A 14169-nucleotide genomic window follows, 5' to 3' on the forward strand; every position below is an offset into this window, starting at 1 on the left:
GCCCGCGTCAGGCGTCGTCGCTCTCGGACGGCTCCTCGCCCGATTTCGGGTCGGCTTCCGCTCCACCCTCGGGTTCAGTCTCCCCTCCGGACCCCGTTTCCTCGTCGGGTTCCGCTTTCTCGCCCTTCTCGTCGACTCCCCGCCCGGCGAGTCCGACGAGGTGGCCGACCTCGGGGAGGATCACCTCGTCGACCCCGAGCCGGACCGCGTTCTCCGAGCCGGGGAGACAGAAGACCGGAGTCGCGGAGACGACGCCGGCGGTCGCGCGCGAGCCGATGGTCCGCGTGCCGATCTCCTCGTGGGAGAGCCGGCGGAACAGCTCGCCGAACCCCGGGAGCCGCTTCGCGAACAGCCCGCGTACCGCCTCCGGCGTGACGTCGTCCGGCGTGACGCCCGTGCCGCCGGCCGTCACCACCGCGTCGGTGTCTTTCCGGCGAGCGAGTCTGTCGACGGTCCCCTGAACGCTGTCGTAGTCGTCCGGGATCAGCTCGCGGACGACGACCTCGTGCCCCGCGTCCTCGAAGGCGGCCGCGACGTAGTCGCCGGCCGGGTCCTCGTCCGCGCTGCGCGACGTGGAGACGGTGACGACCGCGACCCCGACCGAGTCGACGTCGTGGTCGTGATGGTCCCCGTGGTCGTGGTCGTGACGGTCCCCGTGGCCGTGGTCGTGACGGTCCCCGTGGTCGTGGCCGTGACGGTCCCCGTGGTCGTGGCCGTGACGGTCCTCGTCGCTGGCGTCGTCGCGGTCGGTCATGACTCCGCGTTCGGTCGCCCCGTCAAAACACCTCCCGGTCGAGGGAGCCGAGATCGCGGCCGCCGAGTTAGGGCCAGTCGTCGCGGGACTGCTCCTCGGCCGGTTCGGCCGCCGCCTCGCCGGTCGCGAGCGTCCACCCCGCGGCCTCCGCGGCGTCTTCGACGTGGAGGAACTCCCAGCCGGTCGCGTCCGCGACCGCCTCGTCCTCCTCGTCGACGCCCACGAAGACGTGTCGGTCCGTGTCGAACTGTTGGCTGATGTTCTCCAAGCTCTCCTCGACGCCTCGCGGGCCAGAGAAGAAGTCCTGACGCACGCGGTGTTTCCGCGTGAAGTTCGTGACGACGTACGTCGGCTTCTCGCTGACGACGCCGACGTACTCGGTCCACTGCCGGGCGTTGTTGAACACCGCGTTGGGGTCCGCGAGCGCTTTCAGCGCGTCCAACTCGAACGCCAGCGTCATGTCGGTGGATCCGCCGCTGTCCATGCGCCCGCTTGCCCCCGACCGGCGAAAACAACTTCGCTTCCGCGGGGGCGACGCCTCAACCGCTCACTGAGATCCGAGCGCCGTCACCACGTCCGACCCCCTCAGCGCGACCGGATCAGGTAGTAGTCGGTGAACTTCACCACGTCGCCGTCGTCGAGCTCACCGATCTCCGGCGCCGTCCACGGCTCGCCCGCCAACTCCCGCACGACGCCCTGCTCGTCGTCGCTCAGCTCGTCGTAGTGACGGACCCCCGCGTCGGACGGGATCCGACCGGTGCGGCGGAGCCGTACCCGTCGCCCGGTGTCTCTAAGTGACATGTGGTACCATATACCATGATTGATCATAAACGTTTCGCGACGAGCGTCGGCCGAGTGCCCTCCCCGGTCCGCGAGCGCCCCGCCCGCGGCTCAGTCGTCGGCCTTGGGGAGAGTGAGCGAGACCACGGTACCGCGGGGCTCCGCGTCCGCGACCGCGGCGTCGCCACCGGACTGCTGGACGACCCAGTAGACGAGCCACAGGCCGAGCCCGCTGCCGTGGTATAGCGCGTCGACCGCCGTGCCGTCGACGAGCACGTCTCGGTTCATCTGGTTCAGTCCCGGTCCGTCGTCCGCGATCCGTATCTCGACCGACTCGGGTCGCGGTTCGACGGACACCGTCACCGTCGGCTGCTCTCGGTCGTGATGAATGACCGCGTTCCGGATCAGCTCGTCTACCGCCCGCGAGAGCCACGTCGTCGCCGACGCCGTCGCGACCCCGTCATCCGGCGCCGACCCCTCGATCGTCGCGTCCGGGAATTCCTCGGCCCGCGCGGCGACTACCTCTCGGACCACACGTCCGACGTCGACCGGCTCCGTCTCCGGCGCGTCGCTCAGTATCTCGGTGATGTGGTGGGCCTTCTCGCTCGTTTCCAAGAGGTCGTCCGCCCGCGAGACGACGTACTCGGCCGCTGCCGCGGGGTCTGCGGTCCCGGCGGCGATCTGCTCCGCTCGCCCGCGGACGACCGTCAGCGCGTTCCGGAGGTTGTGCTGGAGGACCCGGTCGACGACCCGAAGCTGTCGCGCGCGGTTCTCGCTGTCCGTCACGTCCCGAAGCACGCCGACGACCCCGGCGGGCTCGCCGTCGTCGGGGCCTCCGAGCGGGTAGTACCGAACGTCGAACGTCCGCCTGCCGCGGGTCGGGTGCGTCCGCGTCGTCCGGTACTCCACCGACTCGCCCCGGAGCGCGCGCTCCACCTGTCGCTCGACGTCCTCGTAGCCGTCGGCCGGGACCACGTCGGCGAGCGTCAGGTCCGTCACGTCGCGGTCCTCGAGCCCGTGGTACTCGCGGTACTGCGGGTTCGCGAACAGGAGCCGCCCGTCGCGGTCGACCGCCGCGATGAGGTCCGTCGCGCCGTTGATCGCGCGCTCGTACCGCTCCAACTCCCGTTCGCGCTCCTTGCGGTCGGTGACGTTCCGACAGATGGCGAAGGTGCCGGCGAGGTCGCCGTCGGCGTCGTAGTAGGGGTACCGCTGCGTGCTGAACGTCGCCTCCCGATCGGTCTCCGGAAACGTCGGTGAGACCTCGTACTCGGCCATCTCCTCGGCGTCGAGCACGCTCTGGCGGCGCTCGTCGACCTCGCCCGCCGTCTCCGCGTCCATGAACGCGAACTCGTCGGTCCCGTACAGCGCCTCGCGGTCGACGCCAGCGAACTCGCTTACGGCCTCGTTCAACAGCTCGAACTCCCCGTCGCGGTTCTGGAGGAGGACGGGGTCGTCGAGCCGCTCGACGATGTCCCGGTACTGTTTCAGCTGGCCCATCGCCGCCTTCCGCGCCGTGACGTCCGTCTGGATCGCGACGAACCGGGACACCTCGCCGTCGTCGCCGACCACGGGCGCGATCGTCTGGTGGGCGCGGTACGGCTCGCCGTCTCGCCGTCGGTCGATTATCTCCTCCTCCCACACCTCGCCGTCCAGCAGGGTTGACCACAGCGCGTCGAAGTACTCGTCCGGCATCTCGCCGGAGTTGAGTATCGCCGGGGTCTCGCCGAGGACCTCCTCGGACTCGTAGCCAGTATGATCGGTGAACGCCGGGTTGACGTACTCGATCGTCCCGTCGACGTCGGTGATGTAGATGGCGTGGCCGGCGTGTTCGACGAGGTTGCGGAACGTCTCCAGCGTCTCTCCGCCGGCTTCGTCGACGCCGTCGCGAAATATCCCCGTGTAGACGGCGTCGCGGTCGCCGGTCGCCCCGTCGGGGACGCCGCCGCTTCCGTCGCCTCCGCGCTCGTCTCCCGTCGCGTGTTCGTGGAATCGGACGGAGAAGGTCACGGTGTGCCCGGCCGCGTGTCGGACCGGAACGGAGAAGCTCCCGCGGTCGTCGAGCCCCTCGACCCGCGCGAACCGCTCGCGGACCGATCGGGCGCGTCCGTCCGCGGCCTCCGAGGCCACGAGGGAGGCGAGGTCGCGGCCGCGAAGGCCGGCCGGATCGTACCCGAGAACCGCCTCGGTGGCGGGGTTCGCGTAGACGACCGTCCCCTCCCGGTCGACGGAGACGACCGGATCGGAACACCCCTCGACGAAGGAGGCGAAGAAGCCGGCCGGAGGCCCTTGCGATCCGGGTGACATATAAACGAGATAGCGCGTCGACGGTGAAAAGCACCGTGGCACGTCGCTGGCCGCGAATCCGTCGCCGCGATCGGTGTTCGTCGAGACGGGGCGGGGGTCGGTTGGCTACTGCTCGGTCGGGGCCGCCAGATCGTCTACCGAGAACCCGGGCTCCATGAGGGCGTCCGTCTGGTCGCTGACGTCGCGACCCTCGCGCATCAGCTGTTTGAACGCCGACTGCGGCGAGAGGTCGCCGATGAGCACGCCGCCGACGACCTTGCCGTCCTTCAGCGCGACGCGGCGCCACTCGCCGTCGGCGGTGGTCGCCTCCACCGAGTCCTCGCCGAGCGTCGGATGGCCGAACGAGAGGAAGGGGAAGTCGAAGTGGGTGATCGAGTACGAGGAGACCCACTCGAACGCCTCGCTGCCGTATTCGACCATGTTGCGGGCGGCGATCGTTCCCTGCTCTTTGGCCGAGCCCCACGAGCCGTTCTTCGCCCGCTCGCCCAGGATGAGGTCGTTGAACGTGGTGATGTCGCCCGCGGCGAACACGTTGTCGATGTCGGTGCGCATGAACTCGTCGACGACGATGCCGTCGTCGAGCGCCAGCGGCGTGTCCTCGACGAGCTCGGTGTTGAAGTTCAGCCCGATGGCGACGCCCGCGAAGTCGCACTCGTGGCGCTCGCCGTTCGGGTCGACCGCGGCCTCGACGCGGCCGTCGTCGTCGACCTCGAAGTGGTCCACGCCGGATCCGAAGACGGGCTCGACGCCGCGCTCGCGCATCGCCTCGTGCATGATCTCCGCGCCCTCCTCGGAGAGCGCGTAGCGCCACCAGTTGTCGCCGCGCATCAGATACTTCGCCTCGACGTCCTGCGCGCCGCAGATGGCCGCGAAGTCGATCCCGAGCAGGCCGGCGCCGACGATGACGCCCGTCTCCGCGCCCTCCACGCTCTCCTTGATGTTACGGGCGTCCTGGAACGTCCAGAAGTGGTGGATCCCGTCGGCGTCGGCGTTCTCGACCGGGAGCTGCTGAGGCGTGCCCCCGATCGCGAGCAGGAGGGAGTCGTACTCGAACGTCTCCCCGTCGTGGGTGTGAACCGCGTCGTTCTCGACGTCGATGTCGACGACGACCGTGTTGAGGCGGAGGTCCACGTCGTGGTCGTCGTACCAGTCTTCCTGATGGATCGAGATCGGGGCCTCGGGGAGCTTCCCCTTCGCGTACTCCTTGATCAGAATCCGGTTGTAGAGGGACTCACCCTCGTCAGTGAGAACCGTGATCTCGGCGTCGGGCGCTTCCTCGCGGAGCGTTTCGGCCGCGGACGCGCCCGCGATACCGTCACCGATGATCACGTACGAATCGCTCATAGCCGGCCGTTCGGATTCATGGTTAATGTGGGTTGTCATCCGCGTCCGGGGGCGTGAGAACGGGCGACACGACCCGCGAAAACGCGAACGAAGGCGCCGTTCGCGGTGGTACCGCGATCCGTTTCAGCATACTTCGAGGTGGAGCCTCCGGCCTCAAGGAGCGACCGAAGGGAGCGAGTAGACCGGAGAGAAAACCGACATGCTACTGAGCAACCGTTAAGTTACACTCCATCGTACTGCCAATCAGTGCTGTGCTGGCACAAGTCCCGCGCAGTACGGGCCGTAGTAGCCCGGCCCAAGATGGTGAGTTCGCCGACCCCGAAGGGCGTTCGGTAGGCGGGGCGCATAAAACGCCCCGTCGCGCCAACTGACGGCGAGGACCGCATCAAAGTCCCACCCTCAACGAGCGAACCCCTCGGGGCGAGCGAAGTAGGGTGAGGTCGGTTACTGGTCCGCGCCCGCCGGTTCCGCGGGGAAATCCTTCTCGCCCGCCTCGATCGCGACGTCGAGCCAGTTCTCCGTCGGGACGAGCGGGCACTCGTACGCGTGGTTGTACGCGCACGTCGGATTGTACGCGAGGTTGAAGTCCACCACCCACTCGCCGTCGACGCGGTCGCGGTCGGGCTCCAGATCGAGGTACCGCCCCGCGCCGTACGTGGCCTCGCCGCTGGTCGCGTCGCGGAACGGCACCCAGAAGCGGTCGGCGCCGTCGGCCGGCCGATACGCCTGAAGGGTCACCGACTCCCCGCCGACCTCGAAGCGGAACTCGCCCCAGCGGCGGTACGTCTGCTCGCCGTCGGCGGTCGTCTCGACGGTCACGGTCTCCTTTTCGTCGTGCTCGTGAAGCGGGAGGCGGAACCGGTACGCCGGGTCCGGGTCGAAGTAGGCCAGCCCCGGGAACGCGTCGCCCCGCATCGAGACCGGCAGCGGCGACCGCGCCGACTCGCGGAACCGTTTCGTCTTCGCCTCCCGCTGTGCCTCCACCTGCGCCGCCCAGTCCTCGTCGCCCTCGTCAGACTCCATGTCTACCGCAATCTTGTCCCCTGGGCGCAATAACAGTTCCGCGGCGGGACCGGGCGCACACACGGCCGCGCGCCCAGTCGCTGACGGGAGTGTGGACGGGCGCCGCGGTCGCGACGCCACAGATTCAAGAGCGTCCCGGCCCAACCGGACGTATGAAAATCCGGCAGAACATCCGCCACTGGGCCGCCAAGAAGGCGTTGACCACGCCGGTCGTCGGCGACGTCGCCAACGACAAGCTCGTCGACCTCCACACGAGCATCTTCCTCAACAAGGCCGACGAAGACCGGCGGGAAGAGCGCCGCGACCACCTCGACAGCTTCTTCGACGCGACGATGGACGCGTACGTCGCCGCCTTGGAGGCCGGGTTCCCGGAGGCCGAGGCCCGCGAGATCACCCACGTCCAGGCGAACTTCGACTTCTTCAACCACGGCTGGACGGAGATGATGGAGATCCCGGGCGACGAGTTAGAGGCCCACTACCGCCGGTACGAGTCGTTCTTCTCGGAGTACGGGATCACCATCGACGACCCGCTGGGCGAGTTCCGGCCGCCCGGCGGCGTCGTCGAGGCGCCGGCGACCCCGGCGAGGCTCGACGAGCCCGAGTACGAGAACGCGCTGGCCGGCTTCGCGGACGACGTGTACGTCGAGACCGACGACGGGGAGACGGTCGTCGGGGGCGACACGGAGGAGCCGGACGAGGTCGACGCCGCGACCGCGCCCGGTCTCGACGAGGACGAGGCGAGCGCCTGAGCGCGGTCGCCCTCCGGGCACGTTTATATCGTGTCGGAGACACGGTGGTCCATGAACCGCGGGCAATCGTTCCTGCTCCTCCTCATGGGGTCGGTCGCGCTGTTGACCCTCTTCGTCATCCTCCCGTTCGTCGAGTACGTGATCGCCTCGGCGATCCTCGCGTTCGTCCTCTACCCGTTCCACCGGCGGCTCACCCGCTGGCTCCGGACGCGGGTCTCGGAGCGGTTCGGAGAGATGCTGTCGGCGCTGACCCTCATCCTCTCCGCCATCGTCGCCGTAATCTTACCGCTCGCGTACATCTCGTGGGTGTTCGTCCGGGACCTCACCGCCATCGCCGCGGGGGAGACCGCGATAGACGTCGCGGCGATCGAGGCGGAGATCGCCGCGCTCACCGGGCAGGACCCGGAGATCGGTGAGCTCCTTCAGACCGTCGGCGAACTGCTCGTCCAGACGCTGTTCGGCGGGTTCAGCGGGGTGTTGAACACGGCGATCCGCGCGTCCGTGGGGCTGTCGCTCGCGCTGTTCCTGGTGTACTACACCCTTATCGACGGCCCGGCGTTCGTCAAGTGGATCCGTGACTCGAGCCCGCTGCCGCCCGACGTCACCGCCGACCTCGTCGACCGCACCCACGTGATGACCCGGGGCGTCGTCATCGGCCACATCTCGGTGGCGCTCCTCCAGGCGTTGGTCGCCGGGCTCGGCCTCTGGGCGGCGGGCATCCCGAACGTGGTGTTCTGGACGTTCGTGATGGCGGTGCTGGCGCTGTTGCCCCTCATCGGCGCCTTCTTCGTGTGGGGGCCGGCGGCCGCGTACCTCGTGATCGTCGACCAGGTGACGGCCGGGATCTTCCTCGCGGCGTACGGCGTCGCGGTGATCGCGATGGTCGACAACTACGCTCGGCCGCTCGTCATCGACCAGCAGGCCCACCTGAACCCGGCCATCATCCTGCTCGGCGTGTTCGGCGGCATCTACTCCGTCGGGTTCACCGGCCTCTTCGTCGGCCCGATCGTGATCGGCGTGCTCGCGGCCACGCTGGAGACGTTCCGCGAGGACTACGACGCGATCTGAGCGGGATTTAAGCCCGTGCGCGGTCGAGAGCGCCCATGGCGACGACCGCGACCTCCCGACTCCCGGACCGACGCGACGCCCTCCGCATCGCCGCCGCGGCGGTCGCGGTCAACCTGATCGGCGTGCTCGGCGTCCCCTTCACGACAACCCAGAGCGCCTGGTTCGCGGCGCTGGAACTCCCGGCCTTCTACCCGCCGGGCTGGGCGTTCGGTGTCGTCTGGCCGGTGCTGTACGCGCTGTGCGGCGCCGCGGCCGCGCTCGTCTACCTCGCCGGGCGCGACGGCGCGGCGACGGCGGGACGCGTCCGGACCGCGCTCGCGCTGTTCGGCGTCCAACTCGCCGTCAACGTCGCGTGGTCGCCGGTGTTCTGGGGGCTCGAACGCCCCGACCTCGGACTCGCCGTCCTCGTCGTCCTCCTCCCGTTGGTCGTCGCGACGATCCGGGCCTTCGACCGCGTCGACCGCCGCGCGGCGGCGCTACTGCTCCCCTACCTCGTGTGGGTCTGCTTCGCGACCGCGCTCAACTACGCCATCTGGACGCTCAATTAGCGCCCGTCGGGCGGGGTTCGGTCGAGTTCGGGGGGCCCGCGCTCCAGTCGCTCGGCGACGAACCGGCGCTCCGCCGGCGTCAGTTCCCCGTCGGTCTCGCGGAACGCCGACAGCCCCTCGCGGTACCGCTCGGGGTCGACCTCCGCGGGCGCCGCGGCCGGTCGCTCCAGCTCCAGTTCGGCGATTCCCGTGCGTTCACCGGTGTACGCGAAGCCGCACTTGTGGCACGCCTCGTACGCGAACGGGTTGTTCACGGCGATCTTCACGCGTTCGAAGCCGGCGACCGCCAGGTCGGCGACGGTCTCGCCGATCAGCCGCGGGCCGATCCCCTCGCCGCGCCGCGCGGCGTGGACCGTGACGTACCGCAGCCGACAGCAGGCGGCGTCGGTGCGGTCGGGCGAGAAGGAGACGGCCGCGACCACGTCGTCGTCGAACGCATCGGGGTCGACCGTGTCCGGCAGCGGCTCGTCCGGCTCCCAGTCGGGCGCGGCCGGGCGCCCGTCCGGCGTCCGGATCACCGACTTCCCCGGCGCGCCGACGACAAACTTCCCGGCGTACGCGAACGCCCGGTAGTCGAGGCGGAGGGTCTCCCCCTCGTCGGGCGGACACACGAGCGCGTACTCCATGGGCGCCGTACGGCGGCGAGAAGGTAAATAGGGCGGTGGCTCTTTGTCCCCCGCGGCGCTCGTCTCGCCCATGTACGGAGTCGGTGACGTGGACTTCTTCGACCGGGTAGCGCCGCTGTACGACCTCGCGATGCCGCCGGCGGACGGCGAGGCGCTGGCGGCCGGCCTCGACCACGCCGCGCGGCCGATCGAACGGCTCCTCGACGTCGGCGGCGGCTCGGGGCGCGCGGCGGCCGCGCTCACCGGCCCGGACATCACGGTCGTCGACGCTTCGGTCGAGATGCTCTCGCGTGCGCGTCGCGGCCGCGGGCTCGCGGGACTCGCGGCCGACGCGGGACGGCTCCCGTTCCGGGACGCGAGCGTCGACGCGGTGACGATCGTCGACGCGCTCCACCACCTGCCCGACCAGGACGCCGCGCTCGCGGAGGCGGCGCGCGTGCTCGCCCCCGGCGGCGCGCTCGTCGTCCGCGAGTTCGACCCCGACCACCCGATCGGCCGGCTGCTCGTCGCCGGCGAACACGCGATCGGGATGGACTCGCGGTTCCGGACGCCGTCGGACCTCGCGGCCGCGATGGGCGACGCCGGCCTCGACCCGCGGACCGTCGACCGCGGCTTCGGCTACACGGTCGTGGGCGTTCGGCGCTGAGCCGTCGCGAGAAGGTCGGTCCGGGTCGCTCGGTCGCCGCGCGATCCTCGTCGTCCCGGCTCAGTCGTGCGAGGCGCCGTGCGCGGCGTGGTCGTGGTCGTGCGACCCCTCCCCGTCGCCGGACTCGTCGCGGGTGTGCTCCTGTTCGCCGGAGCTCGTCTCGCCGAGCACCTCGGCTCCCTCCCCGTCGATCATGTCCATGTTCTTGAGGTTATCTCGCTCCTCGAAGTCCTCGACCGCCGACATCACGTCCGCCTGCGTGATCGTCATCCGGTCTTCGGTGAGCGCGCCGAGGACGGCCTCGCGGAGCACCATCCGGAGGTCGGAACCGGTGAGCCCGCCGGTCCGGTCGGCCACCTCCTCGGGGTCGAAGTCGGCGATCTTCATCTCCTTGGTCACCACGCGGAGGATGTCCGCGCGCATGTCGCGGTCCGGCTTGGGGAAGTTGACGATCTCGTCGAACCGGCGCCACGCGGCGGCGTCGAGCTGGTCCGGATGGTTCGTCGCGCCGATGAGGAGCACCTCGTCGCGAACCAGCGACACCTCGTCGATCGATTTCAGGAGCGTGTTGACGGCGCGCTTCAGGGCGGCGTGCTCGTCTGAGCGGCGGGTCTTCGCGACCGAGTCGAACTCGTCGATGAAGAGGATGCACGGCGAGAGCCGCTTGGCGACCTCGAAGCTCTTCTCGACGTTCTTCGACGTCTCGCCGAGGTACTGGCTCGTGATCATCGAGAGCTTCACCTCCACGAACGGGAGCCCGAGCTCGTGGGCGAGCGCGCGCGAGACGGTCGTCTTTCCGGTGCCCGGCGGGCCGACGAACAGCAGCTTGCCGATCTCGCGGAGGCCGATCTCCGCGAGGTACTCGCGGTGTTCGATCGCCTTGACGATCTTCTGGATCTCGCCCTCCTGGTCGCCGGTCAACACGAGGTCGGCCAGCGTCGTCTCGATCTCCTCGGGGGCGCGGACGTTGACGAGGTCGAGCATCTCTCCGTCCTCGTCCTCGTCGAAGTACTCCGCGAGCAGCGCGTCGATCCAGACGCGGTCGGCCTGGACCGGCCGCACGTCGTCCCTGGCTTCCTCGCGGGTCACCGGCGCGTCGAGGTCCTCGGCGGCCTCCATCGCGGCGACGATCGTCGGGTTCCCGGCGACGCGCTCGTCGTCCGCGCGGTCGCGGTACCACTCCAGCCCCATCGCCGGCTGCGTCAGCGAGATCTCGCCGGAGAACTCCGTCCGTTGGGTGAAAAGGAGGTCGGAGACCGCCTCCCACGGCCGCTCGACGCCGGTGGCGGTGCGGGTGGTCTCGTCCGTCGCCTTCAGCGGTCGCTCCACGCCGCCGGGGGCGTCGTCGGCGGCGTCGGCCGACCAGAACACCTGCCGAAAGCGGGGGGGCAGGTCGTTCTCGTCGAGGTCGCGGTCCTGCGTGTAGAAGTGCGTCGTCAACACGAACTCGACGACGTCGAGCGCCGGGTCACTCATCCGCGGCTAGTAGCGCCGGGACGCGGTTAAGAGCGTCGAAGCGCCGGCGGGAAACGGTCGAAGCGCCGGCGGGAGACGGGCGGAAGCGCCGGCGGGAGAGGGATCTGCCGGAGCGTACGGGCGGTGGGCGAACCAGAGCGGAGGCGGACGGCGGGTGCGGGGGACCGGACGCCGTATCGAACCCTTATTAGCCCTGGTCTGTGACGTACCGCGCATGAGTTCCGACGACGCGACCACGCCGGGGGACCCCGCCGGCGACGACGCGAGCGAGACCGGCGGCGCGAGCGAGACCGACCACGAGAACGCGCTTCAGGACGTCATCGCGGTCGACCCCGACGACGCGGCGCAGGGCACGGTGAACCGACTCGACGCGCACACCGGCGACGGGATCCGTCACCGCGCGTTCACCTGCCTCGTCTTCGATCGGGACGGGCGGATCCTGCTGGCCCAGCGCGCGCCGACCAAGCGCCTGTGGGACGGTCACTGGGACGGTACGGTCGCCTCTCACCCCGTGGAGGGACAGTCGCAGGAGGCGGCTACCGAACAGCGACTGGCGGAGGAGCTCGGCATCTCGCCCGACCAGTACGACGACCTCCGGGTGACGGACAAGTTCGAGTACAAGCGCTACTACCCCAACGAGGGCGTCGAGTGGGAGGTGTGCGCGGTGCTGAAGGTCACGCTCAACGACACCGCGCTCGACCCGGACGACGACGAGATAGGCGGCATGCTGTGGGCCGACTACGAACACCTTCACGAGAACCCCGCGCTGTACCGGCAGCTCCGCCTCTGCCCGTGGTTCGAGATCGCGATGCGGCGCGACTTCTCCTGATCGGCCGGGTCCGCGCGTCACGGCCGAAGGGATCCGCTCCCCCGACGCTCCCCGCTCGGACCGAAACGGCGACTTGAAGGCGCTCCCGCGCCGCGGTCCGATATGACCGTCGTCGCCCTGCTGGCGAACCCGCCCCGCGAGGGGCTCGTCGGAACCGCGATCGCAGAGTCGACGCCGCTGTCGCCCGCCGAGGCGGCCGACCTCTACGAGGCGGGGTTCCGCGACGCCGTCCTCGCGGTCGACCGCTCGGGCGGCGAGCTCCTCGTCAACTACCCCGACGAGGACGACCTCCCCGCGGAGCACCGGACCGAGACGAGCCCGGAGGCGGAGCTTCGAACGCTCGTCGCGGACACCCTCGGCGGCACCGACGAGGTCCGCTTCGAGCGGCAGGTCGGCTCCTCGTTCGGCGCGCGCGCCGGGAACACCGTCACGCACCTGCTGCGCGAGGAGGGCGCCGACTCCGTCGCGGTCGTCACCCCGACCGCGCCGCTGCTCTCGCGGACCGTCGTCGACTCGGCTGCGATGAAGCTGCGGACGACCGAGGTCGTCCTCGGGCCCTCGTCGAACGGCCGGGCGTACTACGCGGGCTTCACCGAACCGATCGACTTCGACGGCGCGTTCGCGGCGCCGGCGCTGCCGACGCTCGCGGAGCGCGGCCGCGACGCGGACCGCTCCGTCGACTTCGTGGAGCCGTCGCCCTCGCTGGAGACCGGCGAGGACCTGTTCGACGTGGTGCCGAACCTCCGGGCGCGGTTCGCCGCGGAGCGCGTGGTGCCCGACTACACGGCCGCGTTCGTCCACGAACACGGGCTCGACGTGGTCGTCGAAGACGGCGAGCAGCGATTGGTCCGGGACTGACGACCCCGGGCCGCGTCCGGGGTCGGACCCCCGAACTTTATTTCCGCACACGCCTAAATCGGCTGTCACGATGGCCCTCTCCCCGACCGACGCGCTCCGACGGGTGCTGTGGGGTCGCGAGCGGGACCGGCTCCGAGCGACGTGGCGGATCCTGCTCGGGTTCGTCGTGGTTCTCGGCGTGCTGCTCGGCGGCGGCCGCCTCCTCGGACGAGTCGACGTCCCGAGCGTGCTGGTCAACGGCCCGGTGGCGCTGCTCGTCGCCGCCGCCGTCGGGGCGTACGCGCTGGTGACCTCGCTCGTCCCCGGCGAGCGCCCCGTCGGCGGGTACGGCCTCGCGCTCGACCGCCGCTGGGCGCGCGACTTCCTCGCGGCGGTCGTCGTCGGATGCGTCGCCCAGGGAGTGTTCACGGCCCTGCTGCTCGCGACCGGCACCGGCCGCGTCGTCGAGACGCTCTCGGCCGGCGTCGCGAGCGGTGGCGGAGCTCCGGCGGTCGCCGTCGCGGTCGCGGCGACGGCGGTCGCGTTCGCCGCCGTCGGGCTCTGGGAGGAGCTGCTCTTCCGCGGGGTGTTCGTCCTCAACGCGAGCGAGGGGCTGGCCGCCCGAGGGTTGTCGCCGGGACGGGCGGTCTGGGCCGCCGGCGCGGCGAGCGTGCTCGCGTTCGGGCCGGCGCACGCTGTCGTCGCCGCGCAGGGCGCGACTCCGCTGTTCGCCGCCGGACAGGCGATAGCCGCGGCGGTGTACTTCGCGGTCGCGTACGTTCTCACCGGGAGTCTCGCGTTCCCCGTCGGGATCCACTTCGCGACGAACTTCTGGGTCGCGTCGGTGGCCGGACAGGCCGGCAGCGGGTTTCCGGCGCTCGTCCGACTCGAACGGGACCTCGGGGCGGGGGCGGTCGAGCTGCTGTTGGTCGTCCTGCCGACGGCGGTGCTGCTCGGCCTGATCCTCGCCTGGGTCCGCGTGACGCGAGGGGCGGTCTCGCCCGACGAGTCGCTGTCGGCGTCGGTCCGACGCCGACACGGGTCGGCCGCCGGCGAGTAGACCGCGACCCCTCGTCCGGCGCGCTCCCTGAGACACCTCGTCGCGGTCGTCAGGCGAGAAGCCGCGAGAGCGATAGCTTCAAACTCCTCGGGAGCGATCCTTCGACAACGCCTCGTCGCGGC

15 protein-coding genes are annotated in these 14169 nt (G+C 70.4%); 7 read left to right on the plus strand and 8 right to left on the minus strand.

Translation table 11 applies throughout. The annotated features are described in order from the left end of the window. Positions 1–7 precede the first annotated feature (7 nt). The 6 genes from BM286_RS10325 to BM286_RS10350 form a co-directional block, all read right to left on the minus strand. The gene (locus BM286_RS10325) at positions 8–754 is read right to left on the minus strand and encodes a MogA/MoaB family molybdenum cofactor biosynthesis protein (protein WP_092921759.1); all 747 of its coding nucleotides are present in this window, start codon (positions 752–754) and stop codon (positions 8–10) included. A gap of 67 nt (positions 755–821) precedes the next feature. Further along, on the minus strand, positions 822–1238 hold the full coding sequence (locus BM286_RS10330; RefSeq protein ID WP_092921761.1) for a DUF7124 domain-containing protein: 417 nt from the start codon (positions 1236–1238) through the stop codon (positions 822–824). 101 nt (positions 1239–1339) lie between these two features. Continuing rightward, positions 1340–1555 carry a hypothetical protein gene (locus BM286_RS10335; RefSeq protein WP_092921763.1) on the minus strand — a complete coding sequence of 72 codons (216 nt, stop codon included), beginning with the start codon at positions 1553–1555 and terminating at the stop codon, positions 1340–1342. 90 nt (positions 1556–1645) lie between these two features. After that, the gene (locus tag BM286_RS10340) at positions 1646–3841 is read right to left on the minus strand and encodes a PAS domain S-box protein (protein ID WP_092921765.1); all 2196 of its coding nucleotides are present in this window, start codon (positions 3839–3841) and stop codon (positions 1646–1648) included. Between the two features lie 105 nt (positions 3842–3946). Beyond that, a complete protein-coding gene (locus tag BM286_RS10345; protein WP_092921767.1) occupies positions 3947–5185 on the minus strand; it encodes an NAD(P)/FAD-dependent oxidoreductase in 1239 nt (412 codons plus the stop codon). A gap of 444 nt (positions 5186–5629) precedes the next feature. Next, positions 5630–6208, minus strand: a complete 579-nt coding sequence (locus tag BM286_RS10350; RefSeq protein WP_092921770.1) for a DUF1684 domain-containing protein — start codon at positions 6206–6208, stop codon at positions 5630–5632. Positions 6209–6360: 152 nt separating this feature from the next. On the opposite strand from BM286_RS10350, the gene BM286_RS10355 reads away from it, so the two are divergent. Genes BM286_RS10355 through BM286_RS10365 form a run of 3 tightly spaced genes read left to right on the plus strand, consistent with a single transcriptional unit; the run spans position 6361 to position 8573 of the window. Further along, on the plus strand, positions 6361–6957 hold the full coding sequence (locus BM286_RS10355; protein WP_092921772.1) for a DUF6149 family protein: 597 nt from the start codon (positions 6361–6363) through the stop codon (positions 6955–6957). A gap of 51 nt (positions 6958–7008) precedes the next feature. Then, positions 7009–8025: an AI-2E family transporter gene (locus tag BM286_RS10360; RefSeq protein ID WP_092921774.1), complete on the plus strand. Its 1017-nt coding sequence runs from the start codon at positions 7009–7011 to the stop codon at positions 8023–8025. A gap of 35 nt (positions 8026–8060) precedes the next feature. Next, a complete protein-coding gene (locus BM286_RS10365) occupies positions 8061–8573 on the plus strand; it encodes a TspO/MBR family protein (protein WP_092921775.1) in 513 nt (170 codons plus the stop codon). Here the strand turns inward: BM286_RS10365 and BM286_RS10370 are convergent. Continuing rightward, positions 8570–9199: a GNAT family N-acetyltransferase gene (locus BM286_RS10370; protein WP_092921777.1), complete on the minus strand. Its 630-nt coding sequence runs from the start codon at positions 9197–9199 to the stop codon at positions 8570–8572. The genes BM286_RS10365 and BM286_RS10370 overlap by 4 nt on opposite strands. A gap of 70 nt (positions 9200–9269) precedes the next feature. On the opposite strand from BM286_RS10370, the gene BM286_RS10375 reads away from it, so the two are divergent. Continuing rightward, on the plus strand, positions 9270–9845 hold the full coding sequence (locus BM286_RS10375) for a class I SAM-dependent methyltransferase (RefSeq protein WP_092921779.1): 576 nt from the start codon (positions 9270–9272) through the stop codon (positions 9843–9845). Positions 9846–9905: 60 nt separating this feature from the next. Here the strand turns inward: BM286_RS10375 and BM286_RS10380 are convergent, their stop codons facing one another. Next, on the minus strand, positions 9906–11321 hold the full coding sequence (locus BM286_RS10380; protein WP_092921781.1) for an ATP-binding protein: 1416 nt from the start codon (positions 11319–11321) through the stop codon (positions 9906–9908). A 214-nt stretch (positions 11322–11535) separates the two neighbouring features. Between BM286_RS10380 and idi the strand changes: the two genes are divergently transcribed. From idi to BM286_RS10395, 3 genes are all read left to right on the plus strand, one after another. Further along, the gene (gene idi, locus BM286_RS10385; protein WP_092921783.1) at positions 11536–12150 is read left to right on the plus strand and encodes an isopentenyl-diphosphate Delta-isomerase; all 615 of its coding nucleotides are present in this window, start codon (positions 11536–11538) and stop codon (positions 12148–12150) included. Between the two features lie 102 nt (positions 12151–12252). Continuing rightward, the gene (locus tag BM286_RS10390) at positions 12253–13008 is read left to right on the plus strand and encodes a DUF2064 domain-containing protein (RefSeq protein ID WP_092921785.1); all 756 of its coding nucleotides are present in this window, start codon (positions 12253–12255) and stop codon (positions 13006–13008) included. A 70-nt stretch (positions 13009–13078) separates the two neighbouring features. Then, positions 13079–14047: a CPBP family glutamic-type intramembrane protease gene (locus BM286_RS10395; protein ID WP_092921787.1), complete on the plus strand. Its 969-nt coding sequence runs from the start codon at positions 13079–13081 to the stop codon at positions 14045–14047. Positions 14048–14169: the final 122 nt, after the last annotated feature.

Origin of the sequence: Halorubrum sodomense, assembly GCF_900111935.1 — an archaeon.
Classification (GTDB): Archaea; Halobacteriota; Halobacteria; order Halobacteriales; family Haloferacaceae; genus Halorubrum; species Halorubrum sodomense.

Excerpts from the sequence above, each read along its gene's own strand:
- BM286_RS10390 (WP_092921785.1), top strand. The coding sequence starts at position 12,253 with ATGACCGTCGTCGCCCTGCTGGCGAACCCGCCCCGCGAGGGGCTCGTC.
- BM286_RS10335 (WP_092921763.1), bottom strand. The coding sequence starts at position 1,555 with ATGTCACTTAGAGACACCGGGCGACGGGTACGGCTCCGCCGCACCGGT.
- idi (WP_092921783.1), top strand. The coding sequence starts at position 11,536 with ATGAGTTCCGACGACGCGACCACGCCGGGGGACCCCGCCGGCGACGAC.
- BM286_RS10330 (WP_092921761.1), bottom strand. The coding sequence starts at position 1,238 with ATGGACAGCGGCGGATCCACCGACATGACGCTGGCGTTCGAGTTGGAC.
- BM286_RS10365 (WP_092921775.1), top strand. The coding sequence starts at position 8,061 with ATGGCGACGACCGCGACCTCCCGACTCCCGGACCGACGCGACGCCCTC.
- BM286_RS10380 (WP_092921781.1), bottom strand. The coding sequence starts at position 11,321 with ATGAGTGACCCGGCGCTCGACGTCGTCGAGTTCGTGTTGACGACGCAC.
- BM286_RS10375 (WP_092921779.1), top strand. The coding sequence starts at position 9,270 with ATGTACGGAGTCGGTGACGTGGACTTCTTCGACCGGGTAGCGCCGCTG.
- BM286_RS10325 (WP_092921759.1), bottom strand. The coding sequence starts at position 754 with ATGACCGACCGCGACGACGCCAGCGACGAGGACCGTCACGGCCACGAC.
- BM286_RS10360 (WP_092921774.1), top strand. The coding sequence starts at position 7,009 with ATGAACCGCGGGCAATCGTTCCTGCTCCTCCTCATGGGGTCGGTCGCG.
- BM286_RS10355 (WP_092921772.1), top strand. The coding sequence starts at position 6,361 with ATGAAAATCCGGCAGAACATCCGCCACTGGGCCGCCAAGAAGGCGTTG.
- BM286_RS10350 (WP_092921770.1), bottom strand. The coding sequence starts at position 6,208 with ATGGAGTCTGACGAGGGCGACGAGGACTGGGCGGCGCAGGTGGAGGCA.
- BM286_RS10395 (WP_092921787.1), top strand. The coding sequence starts at position 13,079 with ATGGCCCTCTCCCCGACCGACGCGCTCCGACGGGTGCTGTGGGGTCGC.
- BM286_RS10345 (WP_092921767.1), bottom strand. The coding sequence starts at position 5,185 with ATGAGCGATTCGTACGTGATCATCGGTGACGGTATCGCGGGCGCGTCC.
- BM286_RS10340 (WP_092921765.1), bottom strand. The coding sequence starts at position 3,841 with ATGTCACCCGGATCGCAAGGGCCTCCGGCCGGCTTCTTCGCCTCCTTC.
- BM286_RS10370 (WP_092921777.1), bottom strand. The coding sequence starts at position 9,199 with ATGGAGTACGCGCTCGTGTGTCCGCCCGACGAGGGGGAGACCCTCCGC.